General features: G+C 72.4%; 20 protein-coding genes. 11 read left to right on the top strand and 9 right to left on the bottom strand.

All coding sequences use genetic code 11. From position 1 onward, the window contains the following. Positions 1-8 precede the first annotated feature (8 nt). The gene (locus IEY91_RS24745; RefSeq protein WP_189175736.1) at positions 9-1,169 is read right to left on the bottom strand and encodes a hypothetical protein; all 1,161 of its coding nucleotides are present in this window, start codon (positions 1,167-1,169) and stop codon (positions 9-11) included. A gap of 118 nt (positions 1,170-1,287) precedes the next feature. After that, positions 1,288-1,770: a DUF3574 domain-containing protein gene (locus tag IEY91_RS24740; RefSeq protein WP_164325927.1), complete on the bottom strand. Its 483-nt coding sequence runs from the start codon at positions 1,768-1,770 to the stop codon at positions 1,288-1,290. A 246-nt stretch (positions 1,771-2,016) separates the two neighbouring features. Here IEY91_RS24740 and IEY91_RS24735 point away from each other — a divergent pair, with 246 nt between their 5' ends. Further along, positions 2,017-3,072: a phosphatidylinositol-specific phospholipase C domain-containing protein gene (locus IEY91_RS24735; protein ID WP_189175735.1), complete on the top strand. Its 1,056-nt coding sequence runs from the start codon at positions 2,017-2,019 to the stop codon at positions 3,070-3,072. 19 nt (positions 3,073-3,091) lie between these two features. On the opposite strand, the gene IEY91_RS24730 is transcribed toward IEY91_RS24735, so the two are convergent. Beyond that, positions 3,092-4,057, bottom strand: coding sequence for an endonuclease/exonuclease/phosphatase family protein (locus tag IEY91_RS24730; RefSeq protein ID WP_189175734.1), 966 nt, complete (start codon positions 4,055-4,057; stop codon positions 3,092-3,094). A gap of 208 nt (positions 4,058-4,265) precedes the next feature. On the opposite strand from IEY91_RS24730, the gene IEY91_RS24725 reads away from it, so the two are divergent. The 4 genes from IEY91_RS24725 (at position 4,266) to IEY91_RS24710 (ending at position 8,104) form a co-directional block, all read left to right on the top strand. Beyond that, a complete protein-coding gene (locus IEY91_RS24725) occupies positions 4,266-5,627 on the top strand; it encodes an amidohydrolase (RefSeq protein ID WP_189175733.1) in 1,362 nt (453 codons plus the stop codon). Positions 5,628-5,719: 92 nt separating this feature from the next. After that, the gene (locus IEY91_RS24720) at positions 5,720-6,910 is read left to right on the top strand and encodes a cytochrome P450 family protein (protein ID WP_189175732.1); all 1,191 of its coding nucleotides are present in this window, start codon (positions 5,720-5,722) and stop codon (positions 6,908-6,910) included. A gap of 141 nt (positions 6,911-7,051) precedes the next feature. Then, positions 7,052-7,753 (top strand): DUF899 domain-containing protein, encoded by a 702-nt coding sequence (locus IEY91_RS24715; RefSeq protein WP_164325932.1) that lies wholly within the window; start codon positions 7,052-7,054, stop codon positions 7,751-7,753. Positions 7,754-7,918: 165 nt separating this feature from the next. Beyond that, positions 7,919-8,104: a DUF8839 family protein gene (locus IEY91_RS24710; protein WP_164328628.1), complete on the top strand. Its 186-nt coding sequence runs from the start codon at positions 7,919-7,921 to the stop codon at positions 8,102-8,104. A gap of 77 nt (positions 8,105-8,181) precedes the next feature. Here the strand turns inward: IEY91_RS24710 and IEY91_RS24705 are convergent, their stop codons facing one another. Both IEY91_RS24705 and IEY91_RS41940 read right to left on the bottom strand, forming a co-directional pair. Further along, positions 8,182-8,637: a hypothetical protein gene (locus IEY91_RS24705; protein WP_189175731.1), complete on the bottom strand. Its 456-nt coding sequence runs from the start codon at positions 8,635-8,637 to the stop codon at positions 8,182-8,184. 62 nt (positions 8,638-8,699) lie between these two features. After that, a complete protein-coding gene (locus IEY91_RS41940; RefSeq protein WP_204328097.1) occupies positions 8,700-9,242 on the bottom strand; it encodes an ATP-binding protein in 543 nt (180 codons plus the stop codon). A 328-nt stretch (positions 9,243-9,570) separates the two neighbouring features. Between IEY91_RS41940 and IEY91_RS24695 the strand changes: the two genes are divergently transcribed. The 3 genes from IEY91_RS24695 (at position 9,571) to IEY91_RS24685 (ending at position 11,688) form a co-directional block, all read left to right on the top strand. Beyond that, positions 9,571-10,431 (top strand): Sco1979 family transcriptional regulator, encoded by an 861-nt coding sequence (locus tag IEY91_RS24695; protein ID WP_189175730.1) that lies wholly within the window; start codon positions 9,571-9,573, stop codon positions 10,429-10,431. Positions 10,432-10,527: 96 nt separating this feature from the next. Further along, positions 10,528-10,743 carry a DUF397 domain-containing protein gene (locus tag IEY91_RS24690; RefSeq protein ID WP_164328629.1) on the top strand — a complete coding sequence of 72 codons (216 nt, stop codon included), beginning with the start codon at positions 10,528-10,530 and terminating at the stop codon, positions 10,741-10,743. A 117-nt stretch (positions 10,744-10,860) separates the two neighbouring features. Then, the gene (locus IEY91_RS24685) at positions 10,861-11,688 is read left to right on the top strand and encodes an SAM-dependent methyltransferase (protein WP_164325935.1); all 828 of its coding nucleotides are present in this window, start codon (positions 10,861-10,863) and stop codon (positions 11,686-11,688) included. Between the two features lie 293 nt (positions 11,689-11,981). Here the strand turns inward: IEY91_RS24685 and IEY91_RS24680 are convergent, their stop codons facing one another. From IEY91_RS24680 to IEY91_RS24670, 3 genes are all read right to left on the bottom strand, one after another. Continuing rightward, positions 11,982-13,472, bottom strand: coding sequence for a glutamate synthase subunit beta (locus tag IEY91_RS24680; protein ID WP_189175729.1), 1,491 nt, complete (start codon positions 13,470-13,472; stop codon positions 11,982-11,984). Positions 13,473-13,615: 143 nt separating this feature from the next. After that, the gene (locus IEY91_RS24675; RefSeq protein WP_189175728.1) at positions 13,616-14,095 is read right to left on the bottom strand and encodes an anthrone oxygenase family protein; all 480 of its coding nucleotides are present in this window, start codon (positions 14,093-14,095) and stop codon (positions 13,616-13,618) included. A gap of 176 nt (positions 14,096-14,271) precedes the next feature. Next, entirely contained in the window at positions 14,272-14,958 is a 687-nt protein-coding gene (locus IEY91_RS24670) for a DUF2293 domain-containing protein (protein WP_189175727.1), read from the bottom strand. Positions 14,959-15,060: 102 nt separating this feature from the next. On the opposite strand from IEY91_RS24670, the gene IEY91_RS24665 reads away from it, so the two are divergent. After that, positions 15,061-15,693, top strand: coding sequence for a nucleoside/nucleotide kinase family protein (locus tag IEY91_RS24665; protein ID WP_164325939.1), 633 nt, complete (start codon positions 15,061-15,063; stop codon positions 15,691-15,693). Positions 15,694-15,858: 165 nt separating this feature from the next. Continuing rightward, positions 15,859-16,278: a CBS domain-containing protein gene (locus tag IEY91_RS24660; protein ID WP_164325940.1), complete on the top strand. Its 420-nt coding sequence runs from the start codon at positions 15,859-15,861 to the stop codon at positions 16,276-16,278. A 70-nt stretch (positions 16,279-16,348) separates the two neighbouring features. Here the strand turns inward: IEY91_RS24660 and IEY91_RS24655 are convergent, their stop codons facing one another. After that, positions 16,349-17,503, bottom strand: coding sequence for a magnesium and cobalt transport protein CorA (locus tag IEY91_RS24655; protein ID WP_164325941.1), 1,155 nt, complete (start codon positions 17,501-17,503; stop codon positions 16,349-16,351). Positions 17,504-17,613: 110 nt separating this feature from the next. Between IEY91_RS24655 and IEY91_RS24650 the strand changes: the two genes are divergently transcribed. Next, positions 17,614-18,411: a methyltransferase domain-containing protein gene (locus IEY91_RS24650; protein WP_189175726.1), complete on the top strand. Its 798-nt coding sequence runs from the start codon at positions 17,614-17,616 to the stop codon at positions 18,409-18,411. Positions 18,412-18,482: the final 71 nt, after the last annotated feature.

Below are 18,482 nucleotides of genomic sequence, written 5' to 3'. Positions count from 1 at the left end.
GCCCGTCCTCAGGTGTCCAGCAGCGCACGGACCTCGTCGCCCAGGTCCGGGACGGTCATGACGTGCCCCCGGTTGAAGCTCTGCACCTTCGCGTGGCTCTGGCTGGCGCGGGCCCAGGTGGTGTAGCAGGCCTCCATCTGGTTGCAGTCGGGGCAGAACGTGTACGTGACGAAGGGGGAGAGGGGGACCGGGCCGGTCGGGGTGAGGGCGTAGAAGGCGTCGTTGGTGACCGGTTGGGACCAGGTGTACTCGCGGCGTTCGAACACCGGGTGGTCGCCGGTGGCGTCGCGGGCCACGACCTGGAAGGTCCCGGTCCGGTGGCGGTAGTCGCAGGACGCGACGCACAGCCACGGCGTCTCCTCCAGGAAACGGGCCGCCACCAGGGCGCGTTCGAAGTGCGCCACGTACTCCGCCACGCGCAGCGCCGACTCGGGCCGGCTCATCGGCTTGTCGCCGTGGGCGTTGCGGTTGCGCTCCTCCTTGAGGGACTGGAGGGCTGCGAGGAGGTCCGGGGTGACGGTCGTGGTGTCCCGGAGCCGGGAGAGGGCGACCGTCCACGTGCCGAACGTCGGCCCCGCCCCGAAGTACGACCTGCGCAGTTCCGCGAGGAGTTCAGTCTCGGTCCGCCGCGCGAGCGCCGCCCTGGTCAGGCACACCGTGGCGGCCAGGTGCTCGGCCGCTTCGAGCAGCGCGTCGTACTCGTCCCGGGGGGTCTCGGCTTGTTGGAGCGCGCGGATCGCTCGGGCGACGGGGTAGGGGAGGGTGGCGCGGGCGTGGGCGAGGGTGGGGGAGTTTCGCGTCGGCGTCGGCGTCGGCGCCGGCGGGGGTGGGGTCGGGGTCGGGGCAGGGGGCGGCACAGCTGCGGGGGAGGGTTGCGGAGATGCCCAGGTGGGCTGCGCGGATGTCCCGGTGGGCCGCGCGGCTGCCGCCTTGGTCAACCAGGCAGGCAGCCACCGCTTCCCCTGCCGCCGCCGCAGCCGCACCCACGCCGGACCCATCCCGAACAGGACGACGAACGTCACCGTCGCGAGCGACGTGTCCAGCCAGACCGGCATGGTGCGCGGCCCGTCACCCGTGGCGATGGCGTAGGGCGTGAAGGTCGCCATGAACAGTGTGGTCCAGGCGGCCCAGTCCCGGTACAGCGGGCTGTCGTACAGCCGGAGGACCACGTTGTGTCGTCTGGCCCGTGGCGACGGCGGGGGTGTTGGCGTTGTTCCGGTGCCGCTGTCCATATACGCATGGTGCCGGGGTATATGCCGGATCACTAGGATGCGGCACCGGAGTGCGTCAGAAGTCCACCCGAGCCCGGTCGTCCAGCCTGCCCACCGAGTCCTGGGCGAACTTCTTCTCGTAGTCGGAGCGGATCTCCTCGATCAGTACGTCGCGCTTCTTCGCCTCGGCGGTGGGGTACAGCAGGATCAGCTCGTAGGACCGCTCCCGCTCGATCTTGCCGTTGCTGTCCTTCCACTGGCCCCGGCCCTGCTGGACGGTCAGGCCGTCGGAGAAGCCGGGGGTGACCTCGTCGTCGATGAACTTCATGAACTGCTTGTCCGTCACGTCCGGGCCGCCGTCGGGGCGTTCGGTGCCGAAGAAGAGGCGGGTCTCGATGAAGGGCTCGCCGCGGGGAGGTGCGGCCTTGGCCGCCGCGGCCGCGGGACGGGTGTCGTCGGAGTCGAGGGCCGCGTACGCAGTCGGCGCGCCGATCGCGAGGACGGCCGCCGTGGCGGCCAGGGCCAGGCGGGGGCCGGTGAGCGTGAGGGTGAGGGCCATGGGGGTCCTGCCTTTCGGGCGGCTGCGCGGGCAGCGCTGATCGTCGACCGGCGTGAGTCGACGGGCGTGAGTCGACGGGCGTGAACGGTACGGGAGTCGACGGGCGTAAACGGTAGAGGACGCGCGTGGCCGGTCAGGGGAGCGACGCGTGGTCTGGCCGTAAGTCGCCGTCTTCCGGTACGCCACTTGAATCCCGTACGTTTCAGCGTGACTTGACGGGTGTGACGGAGACGGAGGAGGGCGACGGTGCGCGCATCTGCGATACGTACGGTGGTGGCGGGGATCGTGGTCGCGGGTGCCGTGGCGGGCGGTTCTTCGGGGGCGGCCGTCGCCGACGGACGGTCCGCGCGGGCCGACGACCGGCCCTACGCCGCCACCACCGGCGTCGGCGTCCACAACGCGTACGAGAAGACGAAGTACCCCTACTTCGCGGACGCCCTCGACTCCGGCGCGGGGATGCTCGAACTCGACGTGTGGACCAATGTGTTCGGCGGCGGCTGGCGCGTCTCGCACAGCAACCCGCTCGGCAACGACAACAACTGCGAGAACGCGCAGCGGCCCGAGGAACTGCGGACGAAGGCGCGCAACCAGCGGCTCGACGGGTGCCTCGCCGACATGAAGGCCTGGCACGACGCGCACCCGGGCCACCGTCCCGTACTCGTGAAGGTCGAGTTGAAGGACGGATTCCAGGGGAGGAATGGGCGCGGGCCCGCCGATCTCGATGCGCTGCTGCGCAGCAAGCTGGGTGATGCCCTTTACCGGCCCGGCCAGTTGGCCGAGGGCAGCGCGAACCTCGACGAAGCCGTACAGAAGAAGGGCTGGCCCACGAGGTCCGAGCTCGCGGGCAAGTTCATCGTCGAGCTCATCCCCGGCACCGTCGAGCAGGGCAACCCGGCCGACACCCTGTGGACCGACCGAGAGTACGCCACCCATCTGCGCGACCTCGCCGGCGCGGGCCGCCTCGGCGACGCCGGCGCCTTCCCCGCCGTCCTGGGCGCCGCGTCCGGCGACCCGCGCACGCGCTACACGGACGCCTCCATCCGGCCCTGGTTCGTGCTGTTCGACGGGGACGCCTCGGTGTACGCGGGCGGGTCGGTCGACACCAAGTGGTACGCCGACCGGCGCTATCTCGTCGTCATGTCCGACGCCCACAACGTGGCGCCCGCCATCAGCGCAACCAACCCGACCGAGGCCCAGGCCCGCGACCGCGTCGCCCTCCTCGCGGGGCGCCACGCCAGCGTGGTGTCGTCGGACTGGTATCCGCTGCCGGGGGTGCTGTCCACGGTGGTTCCGCGCGGCTAGCCGCCACCACCCGCTGGGGTCAGGGCTGGAACCGTATCCACACCGGCGCGTGGTCCGACCCCGGCGCGTCCCGCCGCTCCTGCGGATCCGCCCCCACCGACGGCAGGTCGAGCACCGCCGTGCCGTCCGGCAGGCCCGTGTCCGCCTCGCCGTCGGCCACCACCCGGGCGGTGAGGCGGTGGCTCAGCAGGACGTGGTCTATCAGTTCGCGGCGGCCGAAGTTGACGCGGGAGAAGCGGCGTTCGGGCGGTATCAGCGGCGCCACGTTCCACAGCCGGGTCGCGTCGCCCTTGTCCGGCCTGCTGTATCCGGGCGTGCCGAGCTCGGAGCCCGGCGGGCCGAGCAGGATCTGGGTGGTGGCGGCCGCCGCCTCGTCGTTGAGGTCGCCGAGTACGGCCACGTCGCGCGACGTGCCGTCGCCGCCGAGGAGTTGGTCGGCCAGGGCGCGCAGCGTCGCGGCCTCGGCGGTGCGGCGGTAGAGCGCGTACGCCCCGACGCGGGCCCGTTCGCCCTCGTCACACGGCTGGAAGCGGCCGCCCGGATACGTCAGGAGCTTCGACTTCAGATGGCAGACGGCCGCGTCCAGGGTCATCGCGCGGCTCACGACACGTACGGCGAACAGGCCGCGGCCCGTCGTGCCGACCTGCCTGCCCGCGTCGTCGCCCTGCACAGGTCGCAGCTTCGGCGGGAACGCCTCGACGTCGGCGAGCACCTCCAGGTCGAGCCGGCTGAGGAAGCCGACGCGGATGCCCCGGTCGTCCGCGTGCTGCGACACCGCCGTGTGCCAGTCGCCGTCGAGCATCGCGGCGAGGTCCGCGAGCGCGGCCGGATCGCCGACCTCCTGCACGCCGAGCAGGCTCGGGTCGAGGGCGCGCACCGTCTCGGCGAGGGCGGCCAGCTTGGCCTCGTACGCCGTCTTGTCGGTCGGGCCCGACGGGCCGCCGGGGCGGAAGAGGTTCTCGAGGTTCCAGGTGCCGAGGAGCATGCCGGGCTCCTTCACCGCCGTGAGGTGGCGGGAGGTGTCGAGAGGTGACGGGAGGCGGTGGGAAGTGTGGTGGGAAGTGTGGTGAGGTGCCCCACCGGGGTCCCCGGAGTCCGCGGGCCCGAAAGGCGGCGCGCGGCTGACGCCAGAGTGCCCCCGAAACGCCTGCCGCGACAGGCCCACGGCGACCCACTCCCCGTACCGTGAACGGATGACCGAGCCTGCCGCATCCGGCCCCGCCGACCTCATCATTATGGGCTGCACGGCCCTCGTCCACGACTCGGCCGAGCGCGTCGGCTTCGCGGAGGACACCGCGATCGTCGTACGCGACGGGGTGATCGCCGACGTCACCACCACGGCCGCCGCCGCGCGCCTCGAAGCCGCCGAGCGCGTCGACGCCCGCGGCCAGGCGGCCCTGCCCGGCCTCATCAACTGCCACACGCACTCCCCGATGGTGGCGCTGCGCGGCATCGCCGAGGACCTGCCGGTGGAGGAGTGGTTCAACGACTACGTGTGGCCCATCGAGTCCAACCTCGAAGAGCGCGACGTGGAACTGGGCGCGCGGCTCGCCTGCGCGGAGATGATCCGCGGCGGCGTCACCACCTTCGCCGACCACTACTTCGCCATGGACACCGTCGCGGACGTCGTCGCCACAACCGGCCTGCGCGCCAACCTCGGCCAGGCCTACTTCTCCTCCCAAGGGCCCGAAGGCCGCGCCGCGTCCCTGGACTTCGCGCTGCGCCACCGGGACACCGCCGACGGCCGCGTCACCACCTGCCTGGCCCCGCACGCCCCGTACACCGTCGACGACGCCGATCTCGCCGCGACCGCCGAACTGGCCCGCGAACACGGCCTGTTGGTGCATCTGCACGCCGCCGAGAGCCGCGCCCAGACCGAGCACAGCCTGGAGCGGCACGGCGCCACCCCCATCGAGATCCTGCACCGCGCTGGCCTGCTCGACATCGACGTCCTCATCGCCCACGGCACCGGCATCGTCGACCGCGACCTGCCCGTCCTGGCCGGGGCCACCGGGCGCGTCGGCGTCGCGAGCGCGCCGCGCGGCTATCTGAAGTTCGCCTGGGACCCCACTCCGGTACGGGAGCTGGCAGCGCTCGGCATCCCCGTCGGCCTCGCCACGGACGGCGCCGCCTCCAACAACTCCCTCGACGTCTGGGAGGCCATGGCGCTCACCGCGCTCGTCCAGAAGTCCACGACCGGCGACCCGCGCTGGCTGACCTCCCGGCAGGCCCTGCACCACGCAACCCTCCAGAGCGCGCGGGCGGTGGGCCTCGGCGACGCGATCGGCAGCATCGCCGTCGGCCGCCGCGCCGACCTGATCCTCGTCGACCTCACCGGACCGCACACCCAGCCCGTCCACGACCTCGCCGCCACCCTCGTACACAGCGCCCGCAGCGGCGACGTACGCACCACGATCGTCGACGGCCGCGTCCTGATGCGCGACCGCGAGCTGCTGACGGTCGATGTGGCCGCCGTGGTGCGGGAGTTGGGGGAGCGGCTGCCCGCGCTGGTGGAGCGGGGGCATGGGAAGCGGATCCAGGAGTACGACGCGTGAGGCGGGCGCGTCCCCTTGCGGCCGGGTCCGCCGATCTCTTCGCGGCCGGGCCCGCCGATCTCCGGCTCGCCGCACTCCTTAGGGTGGAACCCATGGTGACTCCCGCGAAACCCGATCACCTCGACGGGCTCATGACCGACCCCTACGGCACGTACGCGCACCTGCGCGAGAGCGCCCCCGTGCGGCGGATCGCCGGGCCCGACGGCACCCCGGCCTGGCTCGTGACGCGTTACGCGGACGTCCGCGCGGCACTCGCCGACCAGCGCCTCTCGGTGGACAAGAGGCACGCGCTGCCCGGGAGTTACCGCGGATTCTCGCTGCCGCCCGCGCTGGACGCGAACATGCTGAACATGGATCCGCCCGACCACACCCGCATTCGCCGCCTGGTGGTCAAGGCGTTCACGAAGCACCGCGTCGAGAGCCTGCGCGCGCCCGTCCGGCGCACGGCCGACGCACTCCTCGACGCCATCGAGGGCGCGGGCCGCGCCGACCTCGTGGCCGCGTACGCCGCCCCGCTGCCCATCACCACCATCTGCGACCTCCTCGGCGTGCCCGCCGACCACCGGCGCGACTTCACGGACTGGACCGACGCGCTCATCGCGCCGGACCCGGCGAAGCCCGACCGCGCCAAGGAAACAGTCGTCGCGATGCTCGGGTTCTACACCGCGCTCATCGCCGACAAGCGCGAGCGGCCGGGCGAGGACCTGCTCTCCGACCTGATCGCGACCCGCGACGGCGGCGACCGGCTCAGCGAGGACGAGCTGACGTCGCTCGCCTTCCTGCTCCACTTCGCCGGATACGAGAACGCCGTACAGCTCATCGGCAACGCCGTCCTCGGGCTCCTGCGCCACCCGGAACAGCTCGCCGCCCTGCGCGCCGATCCGGCGCTGCTGCCGGGCGCCGTGGAGGAGTTCATGCGGTACGACACGTCGGCGGTGTTCTCCATCCGGCGCTTCGCGCGCGAGGACGTCACGATCGGCGGGGTGCGCGTGGCGGCGGGGGAGACCGTGTTCCTGGGCCTCGGCTCCGCGGGCCGCGACCCCGGGCGCTTCCCCGACCCCGACCGCCTCGACCTCACCCGCGACGCGAGCGGCCACCTCGCCCTCGGCCACGGCATCCACCACTGCGTGGGCGCGCCGCTGGCCCGCCTGGAGCTGACGATCGCGATCGGCGCCCTCCTCGAACGCTTCCCGGACCTCGCGCTCGGGGTACCGGAGGAGGAGCTGCGGTGGCGGCCCTCGATACGGGCGCGGGGGCTGCTCGCGCTGCCCGTGACGTTCTGAAGGCCCTCTGCGGGGCCTGCCGCTCGGTGTCGCTGAGAAAAAATCCGGGAAATCCCGTACGGGACCGATGAGTTCTTGTGAGACACCGAGTCAGCCCTCCCGAGAACCGCGAACCGCGGACCGGATCCGGAGGAATGCGCCATGGGACTGCCGCACATCGTCACGCGCGCGGAGTGGCTGGCCGCGCGCGAGAAGCTGCTCGCCAACGAGAAGGCCGCCACCCGCGCCCGCGACGAGCTGAACGCCGAGCGGCGCGGACTCCCGATGGTCGAGGTGGACAAGGACTATCTGTTCGACGGCGCGGACGGCAAGGCGACCCTGCTCGACCTGTTCGCGGGCCGCGTCCAACTGATCGTGTACCACTTCATGTTCGCCCCCGAGTGGGACGCGGGCTGCCGCAGCTGCTCGGGGTTCCTCGACCAGATCGGGCATCTGGCGCACCTGCGGGCCCGCGGCACGACGTTCGTCGCCGTCTCGCGCGCCCCCTTCACCCGCATCCTTCCGTTCAAGGCCCGCATGGGCTGGGTGGTGCCCTGGTTCTCGGCGTGCGGCGGCGAGTTCAACCGCGACTTCGCCGCTTCGTACGCCGCCGCGGACGGGCAGATCCAGGACCGCCCCGGCCTGAGCTGCTTCCTGCGCGACGGCGACCGCGTCTTCCACACGTACTCGACGTTCGACCGCGGCCTCGACGGCATCGGCTCCACCACCAGCCTCCTCGACCTCACCGCGCTCGGCCGGCAGGAGGAGTGGGAGGAGCCCAAGGGGCGCGCGTCGGCGCTGGGGGCGCCTGCGGGCAGTGCAGGGGTGCGGTACCACGACGAGTACGAGGAGTTCGGGTACTGACGGGTAGGCGCGGCTCGGGTCCCGAAGTGTGCGGAACGGCCCCAACTCCGTGTCGGTTGCGTCACGTTGCGAGTCCCCGGGGGTGCTACGCGCGTTCTCCTCAGTACAGAGTCTTCACGTTCGAAGGCTGCGTACTGAGTCGCACACGGGGGATCAAGGGACATGATGAACGGACGAGTGGTGCTGGAGCGCTTTCCCGCGGGCGGGCCGCGCGGGTCGTGGCCCGCGGAGGAGTTCGCGCGGGCCAGGCGCAGCGAGGGACAGCGGGCCGAGGTCGTGATGGACCTGGCGACCGACGCGTTCCTGGTGATCGTGCGGGGTCAGGGGGTGGGCGAGTGCGCCGCCGCGTGACCGGGCACCGGGCCGACGGTCATGTGCCGTCGGCTTAGCCCAGGGCGCCGCGGGCGGCTTAGCCGATCGCGCCGGGCTCAGGCCCGGACCGCACCCGCCCAGCTCGGCATGGCCCCGGCCATCCGGCACAGGGCCAGATAGAGCGGGATCGGCGGGGTATAGGGGACGGTGCCGTCGGGGCGGTGCACCAGGACGGGTTCGCGGACCGCGTCCGGCACCACCGCTCCCGGCGAGTAGAACGTCGACGGCGGCCACTCCAGAGCCACGTCCGAGTCCGCCGGCACGATCCACCACCAGCGCGGCCCGTCCTCGTACACACAACCCACGCGGGGCAGTCGCTCCAGGAGCCGCGGCCCGAACTCGGCGGGCATCGCGACCGCATCGCAGCCGAGGGGTTGCCGCATTCCGGCGGGGACGGCGAGCCGTGCCACTGGCTGCACACTCACGACTCGCCGTCCGGTCGCCCGCTCCCGCTCTCGCGAGAGCCGTACCAAGGTGTCAAGCTCCAACAGTCGCGCTGTCCCCGTGCTCACATGTCCCCCGACCGCATCACTGTCGCACTCGCATCCCCGTCAGTCGGCTCAAAGGCCGTCGGTCAATCAGTGGTCCCCGCCGCCGGCAGCTGTCTCGAAACCGTCGGCGTCGCAGCGGTGTCGAAACCGTCCGTGTCGTAACCGTCGGTGACGAAACCGTCCGGGTCGAAACCGTCCGCCTCGAACTCGTCGAGAGCGAAGTCGTCGGCGTCGAACCCCGCCGATCCGGTGGCGCACACCGCCGGATCGGGTGATCTGGGCAGCTCCGCCCACACCGAAAGGCCGGATCCGGAGTCCTGGACACCCCATGCGCTGCTCACGGCACTCACGAGAAGCAATCCCCTCCCGTGCTCCTCGTCGGGCCCCCGCAGCCCCGTCGGCCGTGGCACGCCCGAGCTGTGGCCCTCGTCGCGTATGGCTATCCGCACGGTGTCGGCACCCGTGCAGATCTCGCAGACGACGGTGCGGCTCGCGGTGTGCACGATCGCATTGGTGACCAGCTCCGATACGACGAGCGCCGCGATATCGCAGGCGTCGTCGCCGACCGAGAGGGAACTGAGCCGGTCGCGCGTCAGCCGCCTGGCCCGTGCCACAGAACTCGGCATCGCGTCCAGGGTGAAGGTGACACAAGGCTCGCCACCCTCTGCCCGACCCTTGGCGTAGGCGCCAAGTCGAGCTCGGGTGGCTTCAGTTCCTAACGATGCGGGCGGAGTCACGCTCTCCACTATCGCCCCGCCGCGAACACCTTGGCAAGACCCACTCTGAAAAGTGCACAGTGACGTGTTCCTTTGAGACGTCCCATGGCACACTTCTCGCAACGCCTCACCAAGCGGCGTGACTTGGCGCGACACGCAGTGAAGTGCGGTAACGCACGGTAACCGAAGTCGCACGGAAGTGATGCAGAGAGCGACGCGAAGTGGGTGGAGGTAGGACGTGAGCGAACCGCGGTCGGCGCCGACCGTCGGGCAGGTCGTTCTCGGTCGTCGCCTGCAGGACCTGCGCGAACGGGCGGGCCTCAAACGCGACGAAGCCGCGCGGATACTCCGCGTGGCCCCCGCCACGGTCCGCCGTATGGAGACGGCCGAGGTCGCCCTGAAGATCCCGTACCTCCAGCTGCTGCTGAAGGCGTACGGCGTCACGGACGAAGAGGCCGACGCCTTCGTGCTGCTCGCCGAGGAGGCGAACAAGCCCGGCTGGTGGCAGCGCTTCCACGACATCCTGCCCGGCTGGTTCAGCATGTACGTCAGCCTGGAGGGCGCCGCCAGCCTCATCAGGTCCTACGAGCCGCACTTCGTGCCCGGACTGCTCCAGACGGAGGACTACGCGCGTGGCGTGCTGCGCTCCGGGGCCATCGGCCAGACCCGGCCCGAGGACATCGAGCGCTATGTGGCGCTGCGCATGGAGCGCCAGGCGCTGCTCAGCCGTGAGGACGCGCCCCGGCTGTGGGTCGTGATGGACGAGACCGCGCTGCGCCGCCCCGTCGGCGGGCCCGATGTGATGCGTGCGCAGATCGACCGCCTGCTCGAAGCCGTGGAGCTGCCGCACGTGACGCTGCAGGTCGCGCCGTTCGCGGCGGGCCCGCACCCGGGCACCTTCGGGCCTTTCGTGCTCTTCCGATTCGCGATGGCGGAGCTGCCGGACATGGTCTACAGCGAGTACCTGACCGGCGCCGTCTACCTCGACGCGCGCACCGAGGTGGCGACCCATCTCGAGGTCATGGACCGCATGGCGGCCCAGGCCGCGACCGCACAACGCACGAAGGAGATCCTCCGGGATGTCCGCAAGGAGCTGTGAATGGACCGAGATCGACACCGTGCGGGCACGGGCCCGGCGTCCCGGCCCGACAGCCGCGCCGACTCCCGGCCCCCCGGGTCCCGCATCTACAACGGCATGCCCGCGCGCGAACTCGGCGCCGAGGGCTGGCACAAGCCGTGGAGCGGCGGCAACGGCGGGAACTGTCTCGAAGCCATGAAGCTGGCCGACGGCCGCGTCGCCGTCCGCCAGTCCTCCGACCCCGACGGACCCGCGCTGATCTACACGCACGGCGAGATCAGGGCCTTCATAGAGGGCGCGAAGTCGGGAGAGGCGGACTTCTTGCTCTCGTGACACGTGTCGTGTCGTGCGTTTTGCACACCGATGCGCTTGTACGTCGTGAGCTTTGTACGTTGCTGGCTGTGTACGTCGTGAGTTGTGTACGTCGGTGAAGGGGCGAGGGAGCCGCAGATGACCGGGACGGGGCAGGCCCAGGGCGACGCGGGCGACTCGTCGTACATCGACACCAGCAAGCCGCACCCCGCGCGGATGTACGACTGGTGGCTCGGCGGCAAGGACAACTACCCCGTCGACGAGGAGATGAGCCGCCAGCTCGTCGCCATGGACCCGCGGATCCCTGCCGTCGCGCGCGCCAACCGCGCGTTCATGCAGCGCGCGACGCGGTGGCTCGCCGGGGCCGGGATCAGGCAGTTCCTCGACATCGGCACCGGCATCCCGACCGAGCCCAACCTGCACCAGATCGCCCAGGGCATCGCGCCCGACGCCCGCGTCGTCTACTGCGACAACGACCCCATCGTGCTCGCCCACGCCGGGGCGCTGCTGCGCTCGACGCCGGAAGGCGCCACCGAGTACATCCAGGGCGACGCCCGCCAGCCCGGCACGATCCTCGCCGAAGCCCGCAAGACCCTCGACTTCACGCGGCCGGTCGCCCTGTCCCTGGTGGCGCTCCTGCACTTCGTCCCGGACGAGGACGGCGCGTACGAGGTGGTGGACGAGCTGGTCTCCGCGCTGCCGTCGGGGAGCTATCTGATGCTGTCCCACGGCACCGGCGAGTTCACCCCCGACCGGGCGCGGACGGCCGGTGACCTCTACAAGTCCCGTGCCCTCACCCTCGCCCTGCGCGACCGCGCCGAGGTGATCCGCTTCTTCGACGGCCTGGCCCTGGTGCCGCCCGGCGTGACGGTGGCCGACGAGTGGCACCCGGACCTGGGCGAGCGGACGCCGCCCGCGGGGGACGGGCCGCTGCCCATTTACGGCGGGGTCGCTCACAAGGAGTGAGGGGCACTGCGCCGGGCGGCTGCGAAGGGTGGCGCCGGCGGGCCGCGACGCGGTGTGGGCGTGGCCCTGCGGGGCTGGGACCGCCGGGTCTGGCGGGTGTCCGGGTGTTCTGGAGGGTTACTCAGGCCCGGCGGACGCCGAATGGCGGGTTCTTGGCGGGCGTGGCCGCGCCGTGAGATTGGCCGGTTCCTGGTGGTTGCGCTCGGGCTCGGGTTGCGCCCGCCCTCGGGATTGCGCTCACGCCCGGGATCGCGCTCACCCTCGGGATTGCGCTCGCGCTCGGGGGTGCGCGCTCACGGTTTGAGCGGTCGGTCCTTCGCCGTGACCGGTGCGGGGAGCGATGTCGTGCCCATGAGGTGGCGGTCCACGGCCGCCGCGGCCGCGCGGCCCTCCGCGATCGCCCAGACCACCAGGGACTGGCCCCGGCCCGCGTCCCCAGCGACGTACACCCCTGGTACGTCCGTCGCGTACCCCGCGTCCCGGGCGACCGTCCCGTCCGGCGCCACCGACACGCCCAGCTCCGCGACCGCGCCGCCCGCCGTCACCTCCGGCCCCTGGAACCCCAGCGCCAGCAGCACCAGGTCGGCCCGCAGCACCCGCTCCGCGCCCGGCACCGGGCGGCGCCGCGCGTCCACGGCGCCCACGTGGACGGCCCGCACCCGGCCCGCCGCGTCCCCGGCGAACCGCAGCGTCGACGCCGCGAACAGGCGTGCGTCGGTGTCCGACTCCTGCGCGAAGCCCAGCTCACCGGCCTCCTCGTGGGCGGGGGACACGCGGTACACGGTGGGGTAGGCGGGCCAGGGGTCGGCGTCCTCGTCGCGCTCGGCGGGCGGCAGGGTGCGGATGTCGACCTGCGTGACCGACGCGGCGCCCTCCCGCACCGCCGTGCCCAGGCAGTCCGCGCCGGTGTCGCCGCCGCCCACGATCACCACGTGCTTGCCCGCGGCCGACAGCGGGGAGACGTCGAGGTCGCCCTCGCACACCCGGTTGGCCGGCGGCAGATACTCCATCGCCTGCCGCACCCCGTCCAACTCCCGCCCCGGAACCGGAAGTTCCCGCCACGCCGTCGCCCCGACCGCCAGCACGAGCGCGTCGTGGCGGGCCCGCAGCGCCGCTCCGCCGATGTCCCTGCCGACCGCCGTCGACGTACGGAACTTCGTGCCCTCCGCCCGCATCTGCGCGAGCCGCCGCTCCAGGTGCCGCTTCTCCATCTTGAACGCGGGGATCCCGTAGCGCAGCAGTCCGCCCGCGCGGTCGTCGCGCTCGTACACGACGACCGTGTGCCCGGCCCGCGTCAGCTGCTGCGCCGCCGCGAGGCCCGCGGGGCCCGAGCCGACGACGCCCACCGACCGCCCGGTCAGGCGTTGCGGCGCTCGCGGCGGCGCGAGGCCGTCCTCCCAGATGCGGTCGGCGATGGCGACCTCGACGTTCTTGATGGTCACCGCGGGCTGGTTGATGGCGAGCACGCAGCCCGCCTCGCACGGCGCCGGGCACAACCGCCCCGTGAACTCGGGGAAGTTGTTCGTCGCGTGCAGCCGCTCGGCGGCGGCGCGCCAGTCGGCGCGGGAGACCAGGTCGTTCCACTCGGGGATCAGATTCCCCAGCGGGCAGGCCTCGTGGCAGAACGGAACCCCGCAGTCCATGCACCGCTCGGCCTGTGGCTCGATCAGGGGCAGCAGGGCCCCGGGGACGTACACCTCGTCCCAGTCCTTGACCCGCTCACCCACCGGCCGCCGCGGCCACTCCCGGCGCGGGTGCCGCAGGAACCCCTTGGGGTCGGCCATGGCCGTCTCCCTAGTCTCCCTACGCGAGTCTCCCTGCGCGCAGGGCGCGTCTTTCAGCCACGGTACGTCGGGGTGGTGGGGGCGGCACGCGGAGGCTCGGGAGTGGCCTGCGGGGTTCGGCGGCCTGCCGCTGACCTGCGGTCTCAGGTCAGGCCGAGGATGAGGGACACCGTCGCGGCGATGGCGGCGCCGGTGCGGATGTGGTTCCACATCGTCCACTCGCTCACGTACGTACGCCAGTACTCGGCGCCGCGCTCGGACGCCGGGTCGACCTTCGCCAGCGCGTCGTTGCGCGGCACGTTCGCGGCGATCGTCACGCCGAAGCAGCCGAAGAGATACAGCGCGCAGCCGAGCAGCAGCTCCACCGTGCCCTCGTCCGGCCACACCACGAACGTGACCACCGCGAGTACCGCGCTGAGGCCCGTCGCACCCAGGAACACGGCCATGAACGCCGGTTTTACCGCCGCGACGTTGATCGCCTGCATCGCCGCGATGCCCTGGGCGGGCGGCAGCGCGGCGAGGCCCTTCATCACGAAGGTGGAGAAGCCGATGAACACCCCCGCGACGAGGCCGCAGCCGACCGCGCCCATCACGGTGAGCACGAAGTAGGGTCCGTCAATCATGGCAACTCCCTGAGTGGTTCCGGCCTCGATCGGGTCGGCACGCCGCACCGGATCCCGCATGACGCGAACTGACCGGATCCTGCCTGGCGCGAACTGTCTGAGACAAGTCAATGACCACACCGCCTTCCACGCCATACGCGGACCCCGCAGGGGCATACGTGGGCGTCTCAGGCAGCTCACGTATGCCCCGGCCCAGCCCCCTCCCACTCCCGCAACCGCTCCGCCACCGCCCCCGCGATGGCCCGCCGCGCCTCCCCCCGCGGCACCCCGCGCATCAGCAGTCCGTCGTACTCCGTGTCCGTGTGCCGTACCGCGGCGATCACCGCTGCCGTCACCGCCGTGGGTGTCAGGGCGCGGCCCGCCGCGCTGCGGCCCACGCGGCCGCTGCCTCGGGCGCCCGCGTGCGCGGCGATGTCCCGGGCCCGGTCCGGCGGGCAGCCGGGGAAGAGCCGGCGTATCTCCGCCGCGAAGGCCGCCACGAACCGGACATCGTGCTCGGCCCGCCGCACGGCGTCCCGTGCGCGGCGCCGGGCCCGCGCGTCCGCGTCGGCGAGGCACCGCTCCTCGGCCCGGGCGAGGGCGGCCTCCTCGACCAGGACGCCCTGCCGTTCGTAGCGGCCCTTGCGGCGGTTGAACCGTACGACCACCGCCGACAGCGCGCTGCCCTCCCGCGCCCGCCGCGTCAACGCCGTGTCCCCGCGCGGGAGATGGACGAGGTGCCCGAGATCGGCGCAGTCCAGACAGCGCGGCTGCCCGCCCTCCAGGACGAGCAGCGTCAACGGCCCGCCCCGGCACTCCGCGCAACGCCTGCGCTTCAACGGCTGGATGACGACGGGGCCGGTGCGCACGAGAGGAACTGCCATGTCAGTTCCCTTCCCGCCCGGCCGCACCCTGCATTCCTTCCCGCCCGGCCACGCCCCGTACGCGGCCGCCGGGCCCGGAACCCCGCGCGGCATCATGGGCCCGTGCGACTCGAAGCGATCACCTGGGACCGGCTCACCGACACCCTCGCGGACCGGCTCCTCGGCCTGGAGCCGAAGGACGGCGCCCCCTGGCCGCGCGTCGCCTTCGACGGGGCGCCCGCCGCCCGGCCCGGCGAACTGGCCCGGCGGGTCGGCGAGGCGCTGCGCGTGCGCGGGCGGCCCTCGCTGGTCGTCGGCACCGAGGGCTTCCTGCGGCCCGCCTCGCTGCGCCTCGAGTACGGACACGAGGACGTCGAGGCGTACTACAGCGGCTGGTTCGACACCGGCGCCCTGTGGCGCGAGGTCTTCGGCCCGCTGGAGGCGGACGGCACCGGCCGGGTCCTGCCCGACCTGTGGGACCCCCGTGCCGACCGCGCCACCCGCACCCCCTACGTCCAACTCCCGCCCGGCGCCCTGCTGTTGCTCCACGGCCCCCTCCTCCTCGGCCACTGGTTCCCCTTCGACCTGACGGTCCACCTGCACCTCTCACCCGGCGCCCTGCGACGGCGCACACCGGCGGAGGAGCAGTGGACCCTGCCCGCCTTCGAGCGGTACGCGACGGAGACCGACCCCACCTCCGCGGCCGACGTCGTGATCCGGACCGACGACCCCCGCCACCCGGCGTGGACCGGCTGACGCGCCCCGGCACGGGGTCGGCTCGCCGCGCCGCGCACCCCGCTCCGACCCCCGCCGCCTGCGGGTGCGCCCCACCCGCGCTGCGACGAGAATGAGGACGCCGGGACCTGCCGGGACCGGCGGCGCCCCCGCGCCGCGCCGGCCGACCGGCACCGGGAGGTACCCATGACCACCGCCGGAGACATCATGCACCGCGGTGCCCAGTGGATCCCCGCTCACGAGACCCTGGACCGCGCCGCCCAGGTCATGCGCCAACTCGACGTCGGCGCCCTGCCGATCAGCGACGAGAACGGACGGCTCTGCGGCATCCTCACCGACCGCGACATCGTCGTTCGCTGCGTGGCCATGGGACACGACCCGGCCAAGATCACCGCGAGCGAGATGGCCCAGGGCACGCCGCGCTGGGTCGAGTCGGACGCGGGCGTCGACACGGTGCTGACCGAGATGCAGGGCCACCAGATCCGCAGGCTGCCCGTGATCGAGAACAAGCGCCTGGTCGGCATGATCAGCGAGGCCGACCTCGCCGCGCACCTCACCGAGGAGCAGCTCGCCGGCTGGGTCGAGAGCGTCTACGCGAAGTCCTGACCCCGCCGCACCCGTCCCGGCCGGGTGGCGCCGCGTCGTCCCCCCGGGCGGGGCGACACCGAGCCCTGTCTCACAGCCAGCCGTTGCGCCGGAAGCCGCGGTACAGCGTGAAGCACGCCGTGGCTATCAGACCCATCACCATCCCGTACCCGTACTGCCAGCGCAGCTCGGGCATGTGGTCGAAGTTCATGCCGTACATCCCGCAGACCATCGTGGGCACGGCGACGATCGCGGCCCAGGCCGTGATCTTCCGCATGTCCTCGTTCTGCGCGACCGTCACCTGGGCGAGATGCGCCTGGAGGATCGAGTTCAGCAGTTCGTCGAAGGCCGCTATCTGTTCGGTGACCCGCTTGAGGTGGTCGTCCACGTCGCGGAAATACGCCTGTATCTCGGGGGCGACCAGGCGCATCGGCTTCGCGGCCAGTATCTGGAGCGGGCGGCCGAGCGGCACCACGGCGCGCTTCAGCTCCAGGAGCTCACGCTTGAGCTGATAGATCCGGCCGGGGTCGGTCCCGCGCGCGCCCTCGGGGGCGAACACCTCCGCCTCGACCTGGTCGATGTCGGCCTGCACGGCGTCCGCCACGCCGAGATAGTCGTCCACGACCTGGTCCGCGATGGCGTGCAGGACCGCCGCAGGCCCCTGCGCCAGCTGCTCGGGCGTCCCTTCGAGCTCCTCGCGCAGCGGTCCGAGCGAGCCGTGCCTGCCGTGCCGCACGGTGATCACGAACTCCTTGCCGACGAAGACCATGATCTCGCCGGTGTCCACCACCTCACTGGTCGCCGTCAGCTCGGCGTGCTCGACGTAGCAGACCGTTTTGAACACGGCGAACAGCGTCTGGTCATAGCGCTCGACCTTCGGCCGCTGGTGGGCGTGGACCGCGTCCTCGACCGCCAGGGGGTGCAGGCCGAAGAGGTCGGCGATGCCCGCGAACTCCCGCTCCGTGGGCTCATGGAGGCCCAGCCACACGAATCCGTCGTCGCTCTTGCGGACCTGCTCGACCGCCTCGACCAGATCCCCGTCGCGGCTCGGTGTCTGGCGGACGCCCTTGCGATACGTCACGCACTTCACGACCGACGAGCCCAGCGGCGAGCGGGCGGGGTGGCTCAGGTCGACGCGGGGGCCGCGACGGGTCAGCGCCGCCACCTTCCGCAGTCCGCGGACACTCCGCAGATTTCCGACCTTGCGGAGGTTTCCGACCTTCCGCAGGTTGCCCGACATCGACATGTGCAGCTCCTCGCGCTGGACTTGATGGGCAAGTCTGCCAGTCCGGTCCGACACCACGACGAAGCCTGTGGGAACGGAAGACTCCGCTCCGGAACTGTAATGATCGCCACATGACGCGAACCGACGGTTATCTCCTCGACAGCCGGCCCGGCGAGGCGGCGGCACCCCGCTTCACCGCCTTTGCCGCCCTCTTCGACCCCACCACCTTCCGGCACATGGAACGGCTCGGCATCGGGCCCGGCTGGCGCTGCTGGGAGGTCGGCGCGGGCAGCACGTCCGTGGTGTCCTGGCTGGCCAAGCGGGTCGGACCCACGGGGCGCGTGCTCGCCACCGCCACCGACACGGCACCGCTGATGCCGGCCGCGCGCCCGCCCGTCCAGGTGCGTACCCACGACGTGGCGGCCGACGCGCCGCCCGCCGAGGCGTTCGACCTCGTGCACGCCCGCCTCGTGCTCACCCACGCGCCGGACCCCGAGCGGGCCCTGCACTCCATGATCAAGGCGCTGCGCCCCGGCGGCCGGCTCCTGGTGGAGGAGGCCGACCCGGCGCTCCAGCCGCTGGCCTGCCCCGACGAGTACGGCCCCGAGCAGGAGCTGGCGAACCGGCTGAGGAAGGGGGTGCACACCCTGCTCGCCGAACGCGGCGCCGACCTCGCGTACGGCCGAGTGCTGCCCCGGCTGCTGCGCGCGGCGGGCCTGCGCCAGGTCGAGGCCGACGCGTACTTCCCGCTCGCATCCCCGGCCTGCGCGGCCCTGGAGACCGCCACCGTCGAGCAGGCCCGAGCGGACCTGGTCGCTGCGGGCCTGGCCGCGCACGACGACATCGAGCGGCACCTCGCCCACGTCGCCGCGCGCGCCGTCGACCCGGCCACGGCCCCACTGGTCTCGGCCTGGGCCCGCAAGCCCTGACCGCAGGCTCCTGGGGCCTCATCGGTCAGGACCCTCAGGCCTTCCCGGCAAGCACTCGTCAGGACTCGTCA

The sequence above is a fragment of the Streptomyces lasiicapitis genome (assembly GCF_014646335.1).
Classification (GTDB): domain Bacteria; phylum Actinomycetota; class Actinomycetes; order Streptomycetales; family Streptomycetaceae; genus Streptomyces; species Streptomyces lasiicapitis.
Note: the sequence above shows the minus strand (reverse complement) of the source record. Positions and strands in the feature narration are given on the sequence as shown.